Source organism: Eggerthella sp. BIOML-A1 (genome assembly GCF_009875595.1).
GTDB classification, from domain to species: domain Bacteria; phylum Actinomycetota; class Coriobacteriia; order Coriobacteriales; family Eggerthellaceae; genus Eggerthella; species Eggerthella lenta.
Genome location: NZ_WWRZ01000012.1, coordinates 37,597 through 57,614, shown reverse-complemented (window position 1 = coordinate 57,614; position 20,018 = coordinate 37,597). Strand labels below are relative to the sequence as shown.

The following is a 20,018-nucleotide window of genomic DNA, read 5'->3' as shown; positions in this document are numbered from 1 at the left end:
AATTTAAACGATGGTTTATCGAGGGTTTGACCTGCCCTTACACCCCTAAAACGGACACACTTTCTTGCCTATAACCCTCGAACCCGCCGAGACAATGCATGGAGCCCGCGCCCACGCAGCGGCCGCACGCCGAACGGCAGAGCGGCAGAACCTCCGCCTGAGCCGTCACCCAGTCACGTCCCTCGCTGCGAACGCGCGATTTCGCCAACCTACGCTGCTAAACCAGGATTGACATGCACCACCGCATGCCGCTTCCTCTGCCGGACAGCTAGCGATCAGGCGAGACGAGCGTCCGGCCGATGGCCGAAGGGGGCTTCCGAGCCGCCGGCGAGTTTTCGCGGGGCGGGTCGACCTGAGCTATGTCAATCCCGGTTTAACAGCGAACGCCAACCTATGTGCTGCAAAAACGCCGGTTTGGCAGTCCCGGCCCGATCTGGCGGTGCGTTCCGAGGCGGCGACAAAGCGCGAGCTGGGATTACGCCTCGCCGATCCTCGGGAAGGAGCGTCGGGCGCGATCGAAGGCCGCCGAAGACTGCCAAACCGGCGTTTTTGCAGCACATCGTATGGCGAAGCCGTGCGGCGGGGCATTGCCGAGCCGTCGGAAGGGCGGCTTGGACGCGAATCGACTCCCATGACAATCTCAAAGCGGCTCCAGCGCGCCGCGCGGCCTCGCCAACCAGCATAATCGCAGGTGGCGAAAACCGCCTACCGCCGCCGACGCCCAATCGGGCCGCCGATTTTGTCATGGGAGCCATTTTGCGGCCAACCCGGCCTCGGCCCGCAGAACCCGCGAGCCGCGAAACCACCGCCGAGGGCCGCGCTACAGCAAGCTTGTCAGCGAACGGCATTCCCACGGCCTCGCCCGACGCGCACAAGCATTTCATGTGAAACGCTTGAGGCAGACTGCGCGAACCAAACGGAATGCCAGCGCGAGCCCGCGCCATAGGCGCGAACGAGCGCAGATGGCAGGCGGAGCATGGGGCGAACCCCGGCGGCCGAACAAGCATGCGCGTACAAACGTTTCACATGAAACACTAAGAGGGACTCCACGGTTTGGGGCGGGATCCCGGCTGCAGCTCCACGTGGAACCGCACGGCTTCGGACGATCCCCGACCACGGACCCGACAGGCCCGCGATGTCCTCGGTTCGACGGCAAGACCCCCGCTTCTTGGCAGCAATCGACCGGTTTGGTAATCCCGCCGAGTGATTCACTTGACGTTTCGAGAACCCGAGCTGGGGAAACGCCTTCGATCGCGTTCGGCAAGCCCGAAGCGCCGCAGCCGGGCCCTCGCCAGAATTGCCAAACCGGTCGATTCCTACCGCTTGACGTCGTTTTCGCCGTCAAACCCCCGGCGCTCCGTTGGACAATCAGCTCGAGCTTCCGCGTCAGGGTTTTTCCCTAGGGTTTTGCGTCATGTTTACCTATCTGTTACTTTCGAGGCCTCCAATTCACAAAACATGCACTCGTGCATCATATGATATTCAATGTCAACTTTTATAATAGCTTCAGCAAACGAAAGGCTCCCCTCCTTTTCAGTTTGCATCTGCTTACCCCTTAAAGCAGAGCGGCACCCAATAGGTGCCGCATCATCCCCTCCTTGTGGCCCGGTGGAGCTCCCCTCTCCCCGGGCCGATCCTTTTCTCGGGAAGGAACGCCTATGAACATCGTGGTCCTCGAAGGACAGGTGAACAACCCCGGCGACTTGAGCTGGGACGCGCTCGACCGGTTCGGCACCGTCACCGTGTACGACCGCACGTCGCGCGACCAGCTGAAAACTCGGGTAGCCGAAGCCGACATCGTCGTGTCGAGCAAGACGGAATGGAACGCCGAGGCGCTCGGCTGGGCTCCTCGCCTCAAGATGATCGCACTCACCTCCACCGGCTACAACGTGGTGGATCTCGACGCAGCGCGCGATGCGGGCGTGATCGTATCGAACGTGCCCGCCTACTCCACGCCCGACGTGGCGCAGATGACGTTCGCGTTGCTGCTGGAGCTGTGCTTGCATGTAGGAGAGCATTCCAATCTGGTCATGGAAGGCGACTGGACGCGCGCCAAGGACTTCTCGTTCTGGAACACGCCGCTCGTGGAGCTGGCAGGCAAGACGATGGGCATCGTCGGCATGGGAAGCATCGGGCAGGCAGTATGTCGCATCGCGCGTGCTTTCGGCATGCCCGTGGTGTTCGAGAATCGATCGGCAAAACCCCAATTGGAAAGCGATGGCGTGCGTCAAGTGAGCCTCGACGAGCTGCTGGCCGTTTCGGATGTGGTGACCCTGCACGCACCGGCCACGCCCGAAACCGACCGCATGATGAACGCCCAGACCATCGGCCGCATGAAGGACGGCGCATACCTCCTGAACACCGCGCGCGGCACGCTGGTGGACGAGCAGGCCGTGGTGGACGCACTGCGATCCGGCAAGCTGGCGGGTTTCGCAGCCGATGTCGTGTCGGTGGAGCCCATGCAACCCGACAACCCCTTGCTGCAAGCGAAAGGCCAGAACATCATCGTAACGCCCCATATTGCCTGGGCTACCCACGAAGCCCGCGAACGCTTGCTGGCTACCGTGACCGCTAACGTCGGCGCGTTCGTGGAGGGTGCACCGCAGAACGTTGTGAATTAGACGGCTACGTACGACTGCGTCCCGGAACCCGGCCGCTTCCGCGGCATCCCGGCTTCACCTCACTCTGCCGCCCGTCGCACGACGGGCGGCAGTGCATCAACGCGCGGCCTTGCAAGCAGTGAACGCAGGGACGGGCTTCACGTCCGACACCGCCGCATCGGTCAAGCGGGACGTTTCGACCGCCCCGTCGAAATACGTCACCGTGAATACGTCTTCGTCGGCGACTTCAACGCCGTTCACTTTGAGCGATCGCACTTTGCGGTCTGCATCATAGTCCACCTCGGCTCCCGACACCTCGTAGCGGAACGGAGCAAGGGCCTCCCTCGACGCGTCCTTCCGCTCGAACGTGCGCCCGCTCTCTAGCACCGCGCGCAGGTCTTCGCCCGAAATGCGCGCAGGGGCCAGCGTGGGCACCGGCTTCCCCGCATTGGGCAAGAGCACGGTCAGCTCATTGGCGTGCAGCTCCCCTTCGTACAGCTTGCCGGAAATCCCATAAGGATGCATTTGCCCGTCTGCCATGCCGCCAGGCAGCATAAGGCACAGGTCGGTGCCCCCGTACTCCCTGAACGCGTCGGCGAAGTATCGGACGGTCTCCTCCCGGCTCAGGTCGCGTTCGATATGTGCCACTACGTCGCCGATCTGGGTTTCCGACTTGTTGGACTTCATAGCCTCGTCGCAGGCCTGCAACGCTTCCTCGGCGCTGACGGTGCCAGCGATGTACCCGCCCAGCGCCTCTCCTCCCAGCAAGAGCGGCGCAGTGTAAGCCGCCAACTCCACAAGGTTATTGCGGTCGACCACGTTGCGGTAATCGCTCAAAAGCGGCGCGTGGAGCTCGCCGTCCGCCTTTCTCGTGGCCGGATATCGCCCTTCCGCGCCATCCGTGAACATGCTCTGGCCCTCGGGGGTGCTCATCAGGTCGAACATCTCCAGCGCTATGGCCAGCTTCTCCTCGTTGCCCGGCTCTTCCAGCTTCTTGTTAATACCGTAGTACGAGCTGACCGCATACAGGTACCAGCCGTTATCTTCGCCCTCGCCTCTCGCAAGGAACGGAGCTTGGCCCAAATCGAAGTCGAAATCAGTGGTCTTCACGTTGTTGGCAACGCCGTAGATCATGGCCACGTCACCGTTCGCGAACATCTCCGCGGCGTCCGAATTCGACAGGGAAAAGTCGTCAGCCGAAATCAATCCGCTGTCGAGCCAAAGCCGATACTCGTCCATGAAAGGCTCGAACGTGCCCACCATGCTCGCTTCGCCCGCAAGATAATCCTGTTCCCAAGACGACCCCTGCGGCGTGTGCAGAAACTGCGCCGAAGCGATATTGGTCAGCTGCAGGAAGCGTTGACCCGTCAGCTCCATCGAGTACGCCATAAGCCGGATGCCCTCCGCCTTCGCCTGCTCGTTGAGGGCAATGAGTTCCTCGAGCGACTGAGGCGCCTCCCAGCCGTGCTCGGCGAAAAGGTCCTTGTTGTAGAAGAACCCTGCAAGCGTCAGGTAACCCGGCAGATAGTAGAGGCTGCCGTCGATGGTCATGCGATCGAGAACGCTGGGAAGGTACTCGCTGGAAAAATCGTACGCCGCGAGATCCACCAGATTATGCTCCAAATCCTCGGTCAGATCCTGATTGCGCGTGTTGATCAGGATATCGGGGATATCGCGCTGCTCGAGCTCGGTGACGATCTGCGCGGAATAGTTGCTGTTCGAATACGTATCGAACTCGAAGCGCAGGTTGGGGTGACGATTGGTCATCTCGTCCAACAGCTCCTGCGGCAGCTCCTTGGTCTGGCATTTCGATACCGTCAGCACTATCTCATCGTCGCGTCCGGACGCATTGCCCATAGCCTCGCCGGAACAGCCGACCAGTCCGATGCCGACCAGCGACCCCGCTAGCGCGATCGACGCGAACGTCTTCGCCGCCTTACCGGCTCTCTTCAACGCTTTCACCGCGATCTCCGTTTCCCCTCATCGTATCGTCTAGTTTGAAATCCTGGAACTCATCGGCGGGCATTGGTTTTCCGAACACGTACCCCTGCACCACATTGCAGCCGACGCTCTCGAGGAAATCCACCTGTCCCATATCCTCGATCCCTTCGGCAACCGTTTCGATACGCATGTCGCGCGCTATGCCCACGATGCCGTTGACGATGCTCCTTGCCTTGTCCATGTCGGTATCTCCGCGGAAGAACCCCTGGTCAAGTTTGATGATATCCACTTCGAGACTACGCAACATGTTGAGGCTGGAGTAACTGCTCCCGAAATCGTCCATGGAGCAACGTGCGCCTAACGCGTGGATGCGCCGAATAACTTGGTTGATCTCGCCGGTGCGATCGAACACGACGGACTCGGTGAACTCGAATTCCAGGTAGCGAGCCGGAACCTGGTTCTCGGCGATATGGCGCTCGTAGCGCGCGAAGAAATCCGAAACGTCGAAGTTCGAGCGCGAGACGTTGACTGAAACGCAGAAAAGCGGCCTCCCCTCCCGCTCCCATCGCTTCAACAAAGCGCACACCTGGCAAAACATGTAGAAATCCAGCTCGGCGATAACGCCGTCGCGCTCGAAGAGCGGAACGAACTCGTTCGGGCAGAGCATGCCTTCCGGAGAGATCCAGCGCACGAGCGCCTCGGCACCGACGATGCAGCGCTCGGGCAGCGCAACCTTCGGCTGCAAATACATATGAAACTCGCCGTTCGCAAGCGCATGGGGAAAGCGATCCTCGAGCTCCTTCTCTCGAAGGAAGCGCCGACGGAGGCGATCATCATAGAAGCCAACGCGTGCACCGCTTGGAAGCATCCGCTTCTCCGCGCTCGCACGCGCCAAGTTAGCCGCATCGGTCACGAGCGTGAACTCTTGCTCGAGCGCATCGTCGTCCAGTATGTAAGCGCCGAAGTCCATCGACACGAGCACTTGCTCGCCGACGCTCTCGGACGTGAGCCTGAACTCGTTTAGACGCTCCTTCGTCGACGCCTCGTCAGGCTCGCGCAACAGAATGACGAAATGGTCTGCGGAGACGCGTGCCGCGAACTCGCCTTCGCGCAGCTGCCGCTCTATCATGTCGTACGCCGACCTGAGCAGACGGTCTCCGCCCTCCTTGCCCTCGCGATCGTTGTACGACTTGAATTTGGCTATGTTGGCGTACACGAGCACCAAGTTACGCGGATCCGTTCGGACGACGTCGTAATAGCGCTCGCGAAACCGGCCGGCCGTGTCTCCGCCGGTAACAGGATCCACGTAGGCGATGGCCTCCAACCGTCGACGATTGCGATGCTGCACGATCACGATGAACAGCATGATCACGCCGAACACCAACGCCACCGTAACGCCCACCGCCACGGTCAGCAGATACAGGCTGTTCGTCCTCTGATCGACGTAATCGCTGGGAACGATGGACAGCAGATGCCAATCGCTCACGCCCACAGGCGTATAGCAGAAATACGAACTGACGCCGTTGTACTTCGCAAGAACGACGCCTTGTTCCCCCTTTTTGAGCCCCGCCCGCAGAACGTGGACCGGCTCTTCGTCATCGGCGTTCTGGCTCTCCAAAGCCGACACGATATTGTACTCGCCGCTGATGGCCGTTTGATCCTCGGGACGCACCGCCACCGAACCGTCGTCCTTGACGATGCAGGCGTATCCTCTCCCTTCGAACGAATCGATGGACAGGAGCTGCAGCATCTCGTCCACCCCGTACACGCCCGCAAGCGCCTTCATGTGATGCCCATCGATGACCGCGTTCACGGGAATTGAAAACACGAGCACATCCTGGCCGTCCATGGTCTCGATACCCGAGATGGAACGTTTGCCTTCAAGCAACGTCTTGTTGAGATAGTCCTGCGACCTGGTGTAGCGCTGCGTGGTGTCGGCGAAGTACCACACGCCGTCCTCGTCCACATAAGCAAGGCGGGACAGATTCCACCGATCCCTATCCTCGGCCATTTCTCCGTTCAGCTCGTCGAGCGTGGCGCCGTTCTCCACCAACGTCATCTGACCGCGTTCGATGGTTTCCATCGCCGAGAATATCTGAGAGGTGACCGTGCGCACGTTCTCGGTGATCTGGCTGGATATATCAGCCAAGTATCCGATGCTGTCTTTGCGGGTAAGATTGCGAACCGTGTCCGAGTACGCGTGGACTAGCAGCGCTCCTCCTATAACGGCGACGATGACCACGGAGGCAACGGCAGCCGCAAGCCCGATCATGCCTCTTTCGCCGCGCGCGTGCCTCATGACACCTCCAGCTGCCGGATACGCTTTTTCGAGGACATTATACTATTCGAAGGCCTGCCAGATGACGGCAGGCCTTCGCAATCGCTCCGTTACGCTCGGCGACGGTTGTTCTCGCTATTCTGCTGCGCGCCTGAACAGCACGTTGTTGGTTTCCAGCCAGCTTTCCACCGTGCCGGTGTCGAAGCCGTCGGCGGGGTCGATGATCAGCGCGTACATCTCCTCCTCGCGCAGCACGGCGTCCAGCGCATCGGTCAGCTGGATCTCGCCGCCCACGCCGGGCTCCACGTCGGCCAAAAGCTCCATCACGCGAGCGCTGAGGAGGTAGCGGCCAAACACGGCCAGGTTCGACGGCGCGTCCTCCAACGCCGGCTTCTCCACCAGCGCGTCGATCTTCCACACGTCGTCGGCCACGGCCTCGCCCGCGATGACGCCGAAGCGGCTGACCTGGTCGTCCGGCACCGGCATGACGGCGATGACGCTGGCGCCGCCGTGCGCGTCGGACACTTTCTGCATGCGCGGCAGCATCTTGTTGTCGGGCACCAGCACGTCGCCCAACAGCACGTAGAACGGCTCGTCGCCCGTCTTCTCGTGCGCGCACCGCACCGCATGCCCCAAGCCCAGCGCCTCGTCCTGGTACACGTAGCTCACGTTGTAGTTGCCCACGCGCTCCACTGCGTCGGCATACGCATCCTTCCCGCGGGCGCGCAACAGCTCCACAAGCTCCGGGTTCGGCGAGAAGTGCTCCTCGATGGCTTTCTTCTCGCGGCTGTTGATGATGACCACCTCGTCGGCGTCAGACGCGAGGCCCTCCTCCACCACGTACTGGATGGCCGGTCGGTCGACTACCAGCAGCATTTCCTTCGGCTGCGCCTTCGTGGCGGGCAGGAAGCGCGTGCCGAGGCCGGCAGCGGGAATGAGAGCCTTCATGGGCATACCTTTCTCTGTAACGTGCGCGAAGCGCCGCAGAAGCGGCGCTTCGTCCATGGTGTTCGGTTATTGTAGCACGACGGGAAAACCCGTCGCCATCCTGCTACTTTGCCTGCAGTTCCGCGACGGCCTCTTCCAAAACCGCCATCTGCTTCTCGGCCTTCTTGTAGCTCAGCGTGATGACCAGCATGTACACCAGAATAGCCAACCACATGAGCACGTACGCTCCGATGATGAACGGCATCGACGGAACGATGGTGCTGTATATCTCTACGAGAACCGGATTCATAAGTTTCTCCTTTTATCAACAACGAACATCCCACAGGTCCAGCAAGGTCAGCGAGGGCTTCCGCAGTGCCCGAGATCGCCCCGCTCCGCCGTTCGCAGAACGGCGGACCCTCAGTCTTCCAACTGCTCCTTCAGCGCTTCGACGCGCTCGGTCAGGCGAACCTGGCGGAAGCGGAAGCGGTACAGGGCGAACCCGATCAGCATGATGCCGACGAGGCAGAACATGAGCGTGATGCCCATATCGGCCGACATGCCGCCCTCGCGCACGACCACCGGGTGGATGCTGGAGGGAATCAGGCGCGTTACCATAAAGCAGATCGGCACGTCGATGAGGGCGATGATGCTGAGCACCGCCCCGTACGTCGCGCGACGCTCGGGCTCGTCGATGGCGTTGCGCAGGATGAAGTACGCGATGATGATGAGCATGAGGATGAGGTACGTCGTCAGGCGCGGATCCCACGTCCACCACACGCCCCATTCGAACCTCGTCCACAAGTCGCCCGTGATCATCGTGCACGCCACGAACAGCAGCGCGATCTCCATCGCGATCTTCGAGCAGGTGTCGAAGCGGCGGTTCTTCGTCATGAGGAAGCGAACCGCGTAATAGCCCGCGAACGCCAGCGCGATGAACGACGTGATAGCCACCGGCATATGGAAGTAGAAGATCTTCTGCGACAACAGCAGCACGCTGGTCACCATCTGGCCGCCGATCATCTCGACGCCGTTCACCGCGGCACCGTTCACCGGCGAAGCCCACAGGAACGCCAGCAAAAAGCCGATCGTCGACAGCACGGCGCCCGCAACGAGCACCGTCGGCGTTATCCGGTCGGGCCATTGCCCCGCTTCCGGCAGCTTGAGCGCCTTTTTCGTTTTCTCAGTCATTACTCTCCTTCTGTCACGGATCCAACCAAAGTCAGCGAGAAGGGTCCTGGTGCTGAAAATCGCCGTGTTGCGCGGCCGCGGGTGCTTTCGCACGCAAGGGCAAGCGCAAAAGCGGCGAGTTTCGGCGCCAGGGCGCCTCGCAGCATCGAGCAGTTCCGTCGGCCGGCAGGCCGACGGAACATCAAGCGCTAATCACGAAATCGTACAGAACCCACGATGCGAGGATCATGATCACGTCGTAGCCGCCCGCAAGCGCCAACGACGTCAGCATGATGTCCGCGTATCCTTCCGCGCCCACGATGACCGCCGTCGTCGCGGACACGCATGCGTACAGAAGCGGGAAGATCAGCGGGATGAACAGCACGGCCAGCATCACGTCCTTGCCGCGCGTGTTGATGGTGATAGTGGACAGCAGCGTGCCGATGCCCGCCACGCCGACGGTGCCCACGAGCAGCGGCACCACGAGCAACCAGAAGCTCTCGGACGGCGTGGTGGTGGTCAGGAAGAAGAAGTAGAACAGCGGCACGGCGATCACTTCCACCACCAGCAAGAACAGCAGGTTCGACGTCGATTTCGCCAGGAACACCACCGAACGGTCCATCGGCACCAGCAGGATGCCCTCCATGCAGCCCTGCTCCTTCTCGTGCGCGAACGAGCGGTTCAGGCCCAAAAGCGACGTGAACACGATGAGCGCCCACAGAAGGCCGCCGCTCATCTGCAGCACGTCGGTGGTCTGCGAGGTCTGCGCCAGCGCCGCCCCGTACACGATGATCACCAAAAGCGCGTAGATGCCCATGGACGTGAGCATCTCCTTCGTGCGGAACTCCTGCTCCAAGTCCTTGCGCAGCAGCGTCTTGTACTGCCGGAACGTCGAGGGCTTCTTCAGCTCGACCGCCATCTACGCCACCCCCATGCCAACCGTCGAGCGATACAGCGTCGAGAACTCGTCGAAATCGAACGCATCCTTCTCGTCGAACGCCACCACCTTGCCCTTCGCCAACACCAGCGCATGCGTGCACATGGCGAAGCCCTTCTGCAAGTCATGGCTCACCATAACGAACGTGCGTCCTTCGCGCTGCTGGTCGATCAGGCCGTCGAATATCTCCACCGCGTGCGGGTCGAGCCCCGAGTACGGCTCGTCCAGAAACACCACGTCGGGATCATGGATGAGCGCGCGGGCGATGGACAGGCGCTGCGTCATGCCGCGCGAGAACGTGCGCACCACGTCGAGGCGGCGGTGTTTCAGCTCCACCGCCTCCAGCAGCTCGAGGACGCGCGCCTCGGGGTCGACCACCCCGTAGAGGCGCGCGTAGATCATCAGATTCTGCTCGGCCGTCAAATCGGGGTAGAGCATCGAGTTGTGCGAGATGAGGCCGATGTGGTCGCGCGCCTTGTCCGGATCCTCCTTCAAGTCCACGCCCATGAGCGTGGCCGAGCCCGACGTGGCCCTCGACAGCGTGGACAACACGCGCAGCAGCGTGGTCTTGCCCGCGCCGTTCGGACCGAAAATGGACAGGAACGCGCCCTGCGGCACCTCGATCGACACGTTGTCGACGGCCCGGCGGTTGCCGAACACCTTCGAGAGCTTCTTGGTCTTGATCGCAGGTTCCACAACGGCCTCCATGGCGCTTTACGCCTCGACTTTCTCAGGTTCGGGCTTCTCGGCGGTCTCGACCTCGGCCTCCGCATCCGCGTCGGCAGGCGCCGCGGTGCCGTCGGCCAGCTTGCGCTTCGCGCCACGGCGGCCGACGGTGGCTATCAGCACGCCAGCCATCAGCAGGCCGAAGCCGATCCACACTTCCAGGATCAGCGGATTCACGCGCACGTCCATCGAGAAGTCACCGTCGGAGTTCACGCCGCGGTACACGACGAACAGATCCTCGGTCGGGAACGTGATGACGCTGGCCACCAGCTTCTGCTGCTGCGTGGACTGGACGAACTGCACCGTCGGATCAACGGCCCCGACGAACTCGCCGTTCTTGTACACGTCGAAGTACACGGTGTAGAGGATGTCATCGTCGTTCGGCTGCGGAGCGATATTATTGCCGGTGTAACGCAGCTCGAAGTCTTGGATGACGAAAGGCTCGGAAGCCGAGTCGGTTTCCTCATCGTACTTCACATAGCCGGTCTTCTCGGTCACGTACATCGAGGAGCCGATGAGGCCCACGAGGATCACGGCCATGCCCAGGTGGGCGACGAAGCCGCCGAACGTGGACGCGCGGTTCACCAGCATGCCCCAAGCGGACGCCAGCACGTTGCCTTGGTGCCCCTTCTGGTAGCCGCGGATGGCGCGACCCAGCATGAACAGCGAATTGAAGAACAGCAGGCTGGCCACCAGCAAGCCCACCACGGCCACGCCGTTGTAGTACCACGACGGGCCCTGCTCCAAGAGGCCGTCGGCCTCGGTGCCGCCCGCCGCCAGGATGGCGTCGTAGCTGGGCAGCAGGTAGGTGACGAAGTAGAACATGAGCACGGCGAACAGCACGACGGCGCAGATACTCGGGATGCGGGCGCGCTTCCAGAATTGCTTGCCTTCGGTGCGGCCCCACGAAAGCAGCGGGCACACGGCCAGGATGGCCAGGTAGATCACGCCGAGCGGACGGGCGATGGCGTTGTACGTGCCGGCCGACACCGTCTGGCCGCCGAACGGCAGGAAAGCAGGAAGCGCCGACGAGACGGTCAGGTACGTCAGCAGCACCGCGAACACGACCATGATGACGTTGTTGAAATAGTAGGCGGCATCCTTCGACAGCATGTTCTCCACGTCGTCGGCGCCCGAGGAGGCCGGGCCGAAGCTCTTCCACCGCACGATAAGGCCCACGATGCCGGCCAGGATGGACGCACCGATGAGCGCGCCGAACAGCGCGAGCGACACGGGATCGCCCTCGAAGGCGTGCACCGACTGCACGAGACCCGAACGGGAGATGAACGTGCCCACGATGACGAACGCGAAGGTCAGGCACGCGCACATGACCGACCAGCGCTTGAACGCGCCGCGCTGGCGGTACACGGTGAAGCTGTGGATGAGCGCGACGCCCACGATCCACGACAGCAAGCTGGCGTTCTCGACGGGGTCCCAACCCCAGTAGCCGCCCCAGCCGAGCACGACGTACGCCCAGATGGCGCCAAGGCCGATGCCCACGCCCAGGAAGAACCAGGAGAACAGCGTGTAGCGCTGCGAGCGCACGACCCATTCCTTAGAAGAATCGTTCACGATGATAGCCGCGATGGCGTACGCGAACGGGATGGTGAGACCCGCGTAGCCCACGAACAAAGTGGGCGGATGGATGGCCATGGCCCAGTGCTCCAGCAGCGTGTTCATACCCAGCACCGAAGCTGCAGCCGTCAGATTGCCCGAGCCGTCGAAGTACTTGGCAGGCGTAGCTGCAAACGGCATGTTGCTTTCGGAGAACAGGATCACGCCCACGAACGCCGCCAGCACCAGCTGCGACACGAGCAGCGCCATAGAATCCAGCTTCCTGCCCTGCCTCATATTGCGAACGGCCACCACCGAGTTGAAGATGGCGATGAGCCAACCCCAGAACAACAGCGAGCCTTCGCGGCCTGCCCACAGACCCGACAGCTTGTAAAGCCAGGCGATGTCGCTGGACGAGTCGCTGCGATAGCGCAGCACGTACTCGATGCTGGTATCGCCGGTCATGAAGCAGTACACCAGCACGCCGCAGCACACGGTCAGAGCCGCCAGCGTCACCAGCACGGCCACATGCCCGCCCCACGTCAGCGTCTCGCCTGCACCGCCCGACTTCTTGCGGGACAACAGGGCTCCCGCGACCAGGCACACGATGGACACCGCTACGCCGGCGAATGCGACGAGCACTCCTATCAAACCTATAGTTGGCATGTACTATCCTTTCGGGGCGGCTATGCGACCGCCCTTCGTTTGTAGAAACCGGTCTAGCCTTCGAGGGCCACTTCGGTTGCGGAGAACTTGCCCTGCGCGTTCATGGATCCGGTCAGGACGAGCGAAGAGCCGTCCTTCACTTCCTCCGAGATCGCGTCGTTGAACTCGACGGCAAGCTCTTCGCCGTTCTCGGGATCGACGAGCACGAACCGGTCGCCCTCGCCCGCCGCCTTCAGCGTGCCGTCCTTCACCGCGCCGGCCACCTTCACCGGCTTGTCGACGACCTCGTCGCCGTATCCCGTCAACTGGGAAACCGTCAACGCGTTCGTGGCGTTCTCGTACTTGGACGGGCACTTCGTGACCAGCTCGCTGGCGTTGAGCACGCCGTCTTCGCCGACCTTGCCCGTGCAGATGGCCGTCACGTCGTTGCCGAACGTGGCGGAAACGCCGCCCTCGAAGCGCACGCGGAGCTGCTGGGTGATGTCCCCGTTCGGATCGTAGATGTCGAACGTCAGCACGTTGCCTTCGGTTGCGAATGAATTCTCGACGACGTTGCCGCTCACCTGGATCTTCTGATCCGCATAGCTCCCTGTCGCAGCCTCTGCCACCGACACGGTCTTCGCCGAGCTCGTACCGCCGACTACAGCTAGGATAACCACCAGCACAATGACGATGATGCCGGTCACCACAACCATGCGACGCTTCGTTTTCGCGTTCACGCTCGCCTCCTCAATTGCCTCTCTCCAACCGTCATTTTCACGTACCTCAAAGTTCCGAGGAGCGCAATGGCGCCGAATTCAAAGATTCACCATGCGCGGCGCCTCGGCGTGGAAGCCTCCTGCATATCTCGCATTCGCAGGGCCACCATTTCGTTCCTCGGACCTTTGACAAAAGGAGCCCGTCCAAGCGTACGATGGCGCTTCGGCGGGCTCCCTCTTGCTTATTCGGTTCTTTGCTCGCGAACGAGCGGTGGTGCTGTCAGTGGCTTACGCCGCAGTCGAAAGCTTGTTGGCCTCGGCAACCGTCAGCCAGCCCTCGGGCACTTCGGCCTCGCTGTGGCACTGCGTGCAGTACATCACAGAAGCGCGGTGCGCCTTGTGGCACTCGCTGCACTCGATCTCGCCGTGCTGCGCCTTGTGCGGGTTGAACTCCATACCGCTCGTAGCCTTCACGAGGTCGTCGCGCGTCAGGTTGTGGCAGCTCTCGTTCAGGCAGAACTCGTCGCCGTCAAGGCCGCGCGCCTCGGTCAGCATGTCCGTGTCGCGCTCCTCAAGCGGGTACACGTAGTTGCCGGTGACCCAGTTGATGCCCTCGGACATCTGCTCGCTCAGCGTGGGCACGTGGCAAGACATGCAGTCCTTGCCCTGGGCCTTGTGCGAGACGGCCAGCATCGCGTTCGTGTTGCTCACTTCGTTGCCCCACTTGTCGACGCCCGTGGTGCCAGGCTCCTGCTCGTACGTCTCAAGGTACTCGTCCATCGGCGTGTGGCAGATGGCGGCGCAGAAGCTCGGCTGCTCGTGCCAAACCCAGAAGCCGGCACCGGCTGCAATCAAGACAACCACGACGACGCCCACGACGATCGACCACTTCTTTCCCTTTTTCTCGGGAGCGGCTTCCTCGGTCGTAGAGCCCTCGGTCGCAGGTGCCTCAGTGGCGGCTTCCACTTTGGTTTCCTCTTCGCTCATGCTCTCTAACCCCCTTTCTCATGATCTCGTCTTGCATTTCCGTCGTCTCCGTTACAAAGTGGCATCGATTTCGCTGCCAAACGGAAACACAAGCACTTTACCACATGCATACTAGCGGTCAACCGACAAAAAAACCTATCACCCATTTGGGGGGAATTAGCCCGGATTCACCCCGTTTTTCGTGTGATTCGGCCCTTTTTCGGCAAAAACAATGCATCAAGCCGGTCGAGGGGTCCTAAGACGGGGAAAGGAAGCCAGGCTTCCTTTCCCCACCCCTCTAAAGACGTTGGAGAGAACGTCGTTGTCGGCTAAGCGAGCATCGCCAGGGCTTCGTCGGCAGCAGCCTCGGCCTTGTCGAGCGTCTCGTTGGTCAGCTTGGAATTGTGCGCTCCCTCGCTGTTTTCAACCATCACGAAATCCCAGTAGAACTGCGCGTTGCGCTGAAGCTTCTGCAGCTTGGCAAGCTCCTCGGACGCAGCCGGGATATCGGTCTTTGCCTCGTTCGCAGCCTTCATGGCGGCGATCTCGTCAGCGTACTTCGCAGCGATCTTGTTGGTCATGTCCTCGATCTTCTCGCTGATCGCGGTCACGCGCTCTTCCTCGCTGGCCTGGATGTCCTTGACCTTCTTCTCCAGGTCGTCGTGGCACTTGCTGCAGTCGTTCTCGATGAGCTGCTTGTTCTCGAGCGGGCTCACCCAGTTATGCGACGTGTACTCGCCGTTCGCGCCCTCAGCGGGAGCCATGTGGCAGTCGGAGCAGCCGTAGCCGGCCTTGGCCATCGGGGACTGCTCGCCGCCGTGCATGGTCTCGAACTCGGGATGCTGAACCTTGATCATCGGAGCGAACGTGTCAGCGTGGTTCCAATCTTTGAAGTTGCGCTCGTCGTAGTAAGCCAGGATGGCGTCCGGGGTCATCTGATCGAGGCCCGTGTAGGGGTTCGTCGTGGCCTTGGTCTCGCCATCGAAGTAGTACTCGTTGTGGCACTGGCCGCACACCTGGGAGTTCATCGGGGCCTTGCTGCCCTCGCCCGCGTCGTTGCCCAGCGCCTTCACGAAGTACGAACCGGTCACCTTGAGCGACTGAGGATCGTTCTCGTGGCAGTTGTAGCAGCTGACCGGCTCGGTGAACTCGCCGATCAAGTCGTTGAACTTCTCCTTGTACACGCCTTCTCCCTCATCGTTCACCATGGCGGTGAACTGCGGGGTCTTGCAGGTGATGCAGCCGGCGAGCTGCTCTTTCTGCGTGGTGCGCGGAGTTTCCTTCACGCTCTGCAGCGTGTACAGATGGCTGGCCGCCTCGTCATAGCCGAGCGCGAACGCGTAACCCTTGTACATGGTGTTCAGAGCCGGGTACAGCTCCAGATAATTGTGCTTGTCGCCGCCATCCTGAAGAGGCGCGTTGGACTTGTTCTCCATGTACGAAGCGTATTGGTCCGGATACGCGTCCTTCCACGACTCGGCGGTGACGACGCCGTACTTATCGGGCTCAGGCGTTTCCACCTGCTGCACCGTTTTGTTCTCATCTGCCTTCTGCTCCGTAGCGTCTTCGGTAGCCTGGGGCGCACATGCAACCAGCCCCATGACCATACCGAATGCGCAGACGGAGGCGGTCCAGACAGCGAGTTTGTTCCTCTTGGTCTTAACCATACAATCTCCTCCCTTCGACTGACGATCTCTCCTTCACAAAATATACAACTTTTATTGACGGAATGCACGAGAAACGAGGGTATTCGGGGATTCCCACCACCCCATTAGGGAAAAACCCTAGTTAACTATTCGCAGGTCAGAATGGTAAAGAAGCACCTGCGGCCACATTGGCGCGGCTTGCCAACTTCCCGCAGCAGCCGCCGACCCAAGCAGGCCGCAAGCCAGGAGGGGCTCGAACGGCCCGCTGCCGAAGCCGGATCAGCAGCGGGTCGTCTCCCGCATGGAAGAGATTTAACGCTATGCACGATTTTCTTTATCGCCTTTTTTGACGACCTGGGGTTTCTTTCATCGATCACAGCGGAAAGCGCCCGCAAATCATGCATAGCGTGCATTCTCTGCCACCCTGCCCCTTCCGCTGTTGCGCCGATTCCGTCGCGAGCCTGCCGAAGCGGCCGCCGAAGGCCAATCCTGAAACGTCCCGCGACTCACTCCCCCATCGCGAGGACGGTTGCAGGCTCTTTGCGAAGAGCGGCGAGCGTGGGCACGAGCGTCGCGGCGAGGACGAGGACGAAGCCCGCGAGCGAGACGGCCAAGCCCTCGCCGAAAGCCAACCCGTCGAACAGCGGCATGCCCACGGCGCACGCGGTGACGGCGTTGGAGACGACCACGGCCGCCATGCCCGCCAGCGTTGCCGTGACGGCATGGATGAAGGCTTCGCACACGGCCGCGGCCAGCAGCGTTCGAGGCCGAGCGCCGCCGGCAATGAGCAGGGCCACGTCGCGGGTGCGCGATTTCGACGTCATGACCACGCTGACCGCCGCCCCGATGGCGCACAGGAGGACGGGGCCTCCGAGCAGGAGGATGGTCGAGGTGAAATCGAGCGAGGTCTTGTAGTCTAGCAAGCCCTGCTGCTGCGCGTAGAACGCCAGCATGTTGCTGAGCGAGGCGACACCCGCCAACAGGTCGAACCCGACCATGACTGGCGTTTCCACCGAGGTGCTGAGGGACAGGCCGTAGCGCGCGGTATGCCGCGCCAGATACCAGGCGTTCCAACGCAATTGCGGCATGATGGACGTCCATGCCCTCATCAGCGCCGAAAGCACCACCGGGGCGACAGTCGCGAGCGTTGCGACCGCAAGAAGGGGCACGAACAGCGCATTGCTCAGTGCGGCGTACGACTGCGCTTCGACCATGAAGACGGAGAGCGCGCAGGTGCCCGTCGCCAAGCTCGCGAACAGGATCGCCCTCAACCACGTCATACCCCTGCGCTTCGGTTCAGAATCGCGCAGGGCTTCCAAAGGAGGCGTTTCGCCTGCGCTGCGGGCGCCCTTCAATCCTCCGACGAGGGACACGGCCGCCACCGCAAGCCACACCGTGGGCATCCGCGAAGCCCCCACTTCGAGAACCACCTGATCGATCGGCTGGTAGAACGGTGAGCTGAACACCCAAGGAAACAAAGGGGCGTACGTGACCGATTCGACGAGCGTTCCGCATGCGGCACCCAGCGTCGCCACGACGGCGAGCTGGGCGAGCACCACCGCGCTCACGCTTCGCGGGCTGACGTTCGCGATCTGCCACAAAGCGTACGATCGCCGCTGCGCAGACACCGTGAGGTTCGCCGCCGACACGAGAACCACCGCTGCCGCGAACGAGGAGAACGCGACCATCGTCCAAACCAGGGTTTCCAAGTTCCGATACGTTTCCGTAGTCGTCAGTATCGACACCGCCCAGCCGCCGATGTAGCCGCAGCCCACGGCCACGAGGAACGCCCCTATCCAGGTGGCTGCGTGATCGCGCAGATCCGAGAACACCAAGCGCATCATGCCGGCACCTCCCCGTCTTCCAGCGCTGCAAGGATCTGAGCGGGCGTCGAGCGCCCCATCTCTCGTGCAACCTGCCCGTCCCGCAGCACCAGGATGCGATCCGCCATGGACGCTGCTTCCAAATCGTGCGTCACCATCACCACCGAACGTTTCGGGTCGTCGGCGATGCGCCGCAGCATGCTCAGCACCGCGCGACCGTTCCGGGAATCCAATGCGCCCGTGGGCTCGTCCGCGAAGATCACGTCCGCGCCACCCGCAAGCGCACGAGCGATGGCCACGCGCTGCTGCTCGCCGCCGGACAGGTCGCCGGGGCGGCTCTTTCCCTTGCCGTCGAGGCCTACGCTTTTCAGCACCGCGCTCGTCTGCGCCTTCGCGATGGGACGACCCGCCAGGCGCGCGGGCAGCGACACGTTCTCCCCCACGCTCAGCGACGGGATGAGGTTGTACGATTGGAAGATGAAGCCCACGTGGTCGCGGCGCGTTCTGGACAGCGCGTTGCGGCCCGCATGCACCATCTGCGTGCCCATCATCTGGATGGAGCCCGAGTCTGCCGCCTCCAATCCGGACAGGCAGTACAAAAGCGTCGACTTCCCCGAGCCGCTGGGGCCCACGATGCCCACCATCTCGCCGGACTCGACGCGCAAACTTACGCCGCGCAGCACGTCGGCGACCCGACGCTTGCTTCCGCGCCCGATGCTGAACGATTTCTTCACCTCTCGCGCGATGATCGTCGTGCTCATATGCTCTCCTTAGAACCGATTTTGGGAATGGCGTGCCAGAGGCGAGCTTCGCCCTGGTCGAACATGCTTGTTGTTTGGAATGCGGGCGGCGAAACCGCCGGAACGGCAACATGGAGCCGATCCTTCGTGCGTCAGAGGCGTCGAGGAGTCGGGGATTCGGCACGCCTCAGTACGCAACCGCCGCCTTGAGAAGAACCTCGCGTAACGCCTAACCGTCGCTTCGCGCGGAACGGAACGCCTTGATCGCAAGGCACGCAAGGCCGCCGACCGGCCATGCCAGCAGGAACAGCCTGCTCGCCGGCGTGAACATCAACACCAGGCCGACCGCCGTCGCCGCAAGCATAACGGCTGCATAGGTGCCGCGTTCGCGCTTGGCACGGCGGGCGCGCTCGGCAAGGCCGTCGTCGCCCATAGCCTCGATCTGCTCCTCGCTCATGCCCCCGAGCGATGCGCGGTTGTAACGCTCCAGATTGCAACGCGTCCCCAACAAAACGCTTCGTACGATAACGAACACGCCGATCGCGGCGAACGCCAAGAACGTCGCGCTTGCGAGCCACACGTCCGCTTGCAGCACGATAGTCGCGGCCAGCTCCGCCATGAGCAGGCCGACACCCGCGACGAGCCCCGTCGACAGAGCGGTGCGCGCCTGGTTTTTCTGTTCGGCCGTGTAGAAGTCGTCGACGAAGGGGTGCGCCTTGCGGAATGCGCCGCGCGCGAACGATGCAGGGAGGATGAGCGCGAGACCGACGGCCACGCCGACGAACACGAGCGCGGATGCGAAGCTCCTCACTTCGGCTATCGGCATGAGTCCGGGATCCGACAGGATGAGGGCCAATGCCGAGCTCGCGAAGATGACGGCGATGCCCAGCGGGAGCTTCCACGCGAAAACGCGCATGGCTTGATCGTACCCGGTCACGTCCTGCTGGGACTTTCCCGGCGGAATGCTGGCGGCCCCGTTGGCCGGACGGCCGGTCAAGTCGCCCGTCACCAACTCATCGAGCGTGCATTCGAACAGACCACACATCTTCAGCAGCTTGTCCATCTCAGGATACGCGCGCTCGGCCTCCCATTTCGACACCGATTGCCGGCTGACGCCCAGCAGCATGGCAAGCTGCTCCTGCGTCATGTTGCGCGTGGCGCGCAAGTGCTGCATGTTGTCGCGAAAGCTCATAGGTCCATCCTTCGTTCGTGCGGTCGATGCCCCTATCTTGCGGGCGACCCGGCCCACACTCAACCAACTTCCGGCTTCTTTTTCGCGGACAGCATGACAACTTCCGGTATCGAATCGCAGGTCAGAGAGAAGTATGGAGCCATTCTGCCGCTTA

Annotated in this window: 15 protein-coding genes; 1 reads left to right on the top strand and 14 read right to left on the bottom strand. The window is 62.1% G+C overall.

Annotated features, from left to right (window positions below):
- The first annotated feature begins 1,658 nt into the window (after positions 1 to 1,658).
- Positions 1,659 to 2,621: a D-2-hydroxyacid dehydrogenase gene (locus GT590_RS13650; RefSeq protein ID WP_009306695.1), complete on the top strand. Its 963-nt coding sequence runs from the start codon at positions 1,659 to 1,661 to the stop codon at positions 2,619 to 2,621.
- Positions 2,622 to 2,717: 96 nt separating this feature from the next.
- Here the strand turns inward: GT590_RS13650 and GT590_RS13645 are convergent, their stop codons facing one another.
- The 14 genes from GT590_RS13645 to GT590_RS13580 all read right to left on the bottom strand — a co-directional run bounded on the left by GT590_RS13645 (position 2,718) and on the right by GT590_RS13580 (position 19,864).
- Positions 2,718 to 4,562 (bottom strand): extracellular solute-binding protein, encoded by a 1,845-nt coding sequence (locus tag GT590_RS13645; protein WP_161171173.1) that lies wholly within the window; start codon positions 4,560 to 4,562, stop codon positions 2,718 to 2,720.
- The gene (locus GT590_RS13640) at positions 4,537 to 6,813 is read right to left on the bottom strand and encodes an EAL domain-containing protein (protein WP_114516373.1); all 2,277 of its coding nucleotides are present in this window, start codon (positions 6,811 to 6,813) and stop codon (positions 4,537 to 4,539) included. The genes GT590_RS13645 and GT590_RS13640 overlap by 26 nt, the downstream gene beginning before the upstream one ends.
- Positions 6,814 to 6,954: 141 nt before the next feature.
- Positions 6,955 to 7,767, bottom strand: coding sequence for a UTP--glucose-1-phosphate uridylyltransferase (locus GT590_RS13635; protein WP_114516377.1), 813 nt, complete (start codon positions 7,765 to 7,767; stop codon positions 6,955 to 6,957).
- Positions 7,768 to 7,870: 103 nt separating this feature from the next.
- Entirely contained in the window at positions 7,871 to 8,056 is a 186-nt protein-coding gene (locus GT590_RS13630; protein ID WP_009306699.1) for a hypothetical protein, read from the bottom strand.
- A gap of 110 nt (positions 8,057 to 8,166) precedes the next feature.
- Positions 8,167 to 8,937 carry a cytochrome c biogenesis protein gene (locus tag GT590_RS13625; protein WP_114516374.1) on the bottom strand — a complete coding sequence of 257 codons (771 nt, stop codon included), beginning with the start codon at positions 8,935 to 8,937 and terminating at the stop codon, positions 8,167 to 8,169.
- 181 nt (positions 8,938 to 9,118) lie between these two features.
- Positions 9,119 to 9,835: a heme exporter protein CcmB gene (locus GT590_RS13620; protein ID WP_009306701.1), complete on the bottom strand. Its 717-nt coding sequence runs from the start codon at positions 9,833 to 9,835 to the stop codon at positions 9,119 to 9,121.
- Positions 9,836 to 10,561: an ABC transporter ATP-binding protein gene (locus tag GT590_RS13615; RefSeq protein WP_009306702.1), complete on the bottom strand. Its 726-nt coding sequence runs from the start codon at positions 10,559 to 10,561 to the stop codon at positions 9,836 to 9,838.
- A gap of 6 nt (positions 10,562 to 10,567) precedes the next feature.
- Positions 10,568 to 12,799 carry a heme lyase CcmF/NrfE family subunit gene (locus tag GT590_RS13610; RefSeq protein WP_009306703.1) on the bottom strand — a complete coding sequence of 744 codons (2,232 nt, stop codon included), beginning with the start codon at positions 12,797 to 12,799 and terminating at the stop codon, positions 10,568 to 10,570.
- Positions 12,800 to 12,852: 53 nt separating this feature from the next.
- A complete protein-coding gene (locus GT590_RS14775; protein WP_009609369.1) occupies positions 12,853 to 13,518 on the bottom strand; it encodes a cytochrome c maturation protein CcmE in 666 nt (221 codons plus the stop codon).
- 267 nt (positions 13,519 to 13,785) lie between these two features.
- Positions 13,786 to 14,484: a cytochrome c3 family protein gene (locus GT590_RS13600; RefSeq protein WP_161171172.1), complete on the bottom strand. Its 699-nt coding sequence runs from the start codon at positions 14,482 to 14,484 to the stop codon at positions 13,786 to 13,788.
- A 308-nt stretch (positions 14,485 to 14,792) separates the two neighbouring features.
- Positions 14,793 to 16,130 (bottom strand): ammonia-forming cytochrome c nitrite reductase subunit c552, encoded by a 1,338-nt coding sequence (locus GT590_RS13595; RefSeq protein WP_009306706.1) that lies wholly within the window; start codon positions 16,128 to 16,130, stop codon positions 14,793 to 14,795.
- Positions 16,131 to 16,615: 485 nt separating this feature from the next.
- Positions 16,616 to 17,953 (bottom strand): FtsX-like permease family protein, encoded by a 1,338-nt coding sequence (locus GT590_RS13590; RefSeq protein WP_015761262.1) that lies wholly within the window; start codon positions 17,951 to 17,953, stop codon positions 16,616 to 16,618.
- Entirely contained in the window at positions 17,950 to 18,693 is a 744-nt protein-coding gene (locus tag GT590_RS13585; RefSeq protein ID WP_035585708.1) for an ABC transporter ATP-binding protein, read from the bottom strand. Before GT590_RS13585 ends, GT590_RS13590 begins: the two co-directional genes overlap by 4 nt.
- A 208-nt stretch (positions 18,694 to 18,901) precedes the next feature.
- Positions 18,902 to 19,864: a helix-turn-helix transcriptional regulator gene (locus GT590_RS13580; protein ID WP_035585706.1), complete on the bottom strand. Its 963-nt coding sequence runs from the start codon at positions 19,862 to 19,864 to the stop codon at positions 18,902 to 18,904.
- Positions 19,865 to 20,018 lie beyond the last annotated feature (154 nt).

Bases quoted from the DNA above. Each gene is read 5' to 3' on its own strand.
- GT590_RS13620 (WP_009306701.1), bottom strand. From the start codon at position 9,835: ATGGCGGTCGAGCTGAAGAAGCCCTCGACGTTCCGGCAGTACAAGACG.
- GT590_RS13635 (WP_114516377.1), bottom strand. From the start codon at position 7,767: ATGAAGGCTCTCATTCCCGCTGCCGGCCTCGGCACGCGCTTCCTGCCC.
- GT590_RS13640 (WP_114516373.1), bottom strand. From the start codon at position 6,813: ATGATCGGGCTTGCGGCTGCCGTTGCCTCCGTGGTCATCGTCGCCGTT.
- GT590_RS13625 (WP_114516374.1), bottom strand. From the start codon at position 8,937: ATGACTGAGAAAACGAAAAAGGCGCTCAAGCTGCCGGAAGCGGGGCAA.
- GT590_RS13600 (WP_161171172.1), bottom strand. From the start codon at position 14,484: ATGAGCGAAGAGGAAACCAAAGTGGAAGCCGCCACTGAGGCACCTGCG.
- GT590_RS13615 (WP_009306702.1), bottom strand. From the start codon at position 10,561: ATGGAGGCCGTTGTGGAACCTGCGATCAAGACCAAGAAGCTCTCGAAG.
- GT590_RS13595 (WP_009306706.1), bottom strand. From the start codon at position 16,130: ATGGTTAAGACCAAGAGGAACAAACTCGCTGTCTGGACCGCCTCCGTC.
- GT590_RS13590 (WP_015761262.1), bottom strand. From the start codon at position 17,953: ATGATGCGCTTGGTGTTCTCGGATCTGCGCGATCACGCAGCCACCTGG.
- GT590_RS13585 (WP_035585708.1), bottom strand. From the start codon at position 18,693: ATGAGCACGACGATCATCGCGCGAGAGGTGAAGAAATCGTTCAGCATC.
- GT590_RS13630 (WP_009306699.1), bottom strand. From the start codon at position 8,056: ATGAATCCGGTTCTCGTAGAGATATACAGCACCATCGTTCCGTCGATG.
- GT590_RS13580 (WP_035585706.1), bottom strand. From the start codon at position 19,864: ATGAGCTTTCGCGACAACATGCAGCACTTGCGCGCCACGCGCAACATG.
- GT590_RS13650 (WP_009306695.1), top strand. From the start codon at position 1,659: ATGAACATCGTGGTCCTCGAAGGACAGGTGAACAACCCCGGCGACTTG.
- GT590_RS13610 (WP_009306703.1), bottom strand. From the start codon at position 12,799: ATGCCAACTATAGGTTTGATAGGAGTGCTCGTCGCATTCGCCGGCGTA.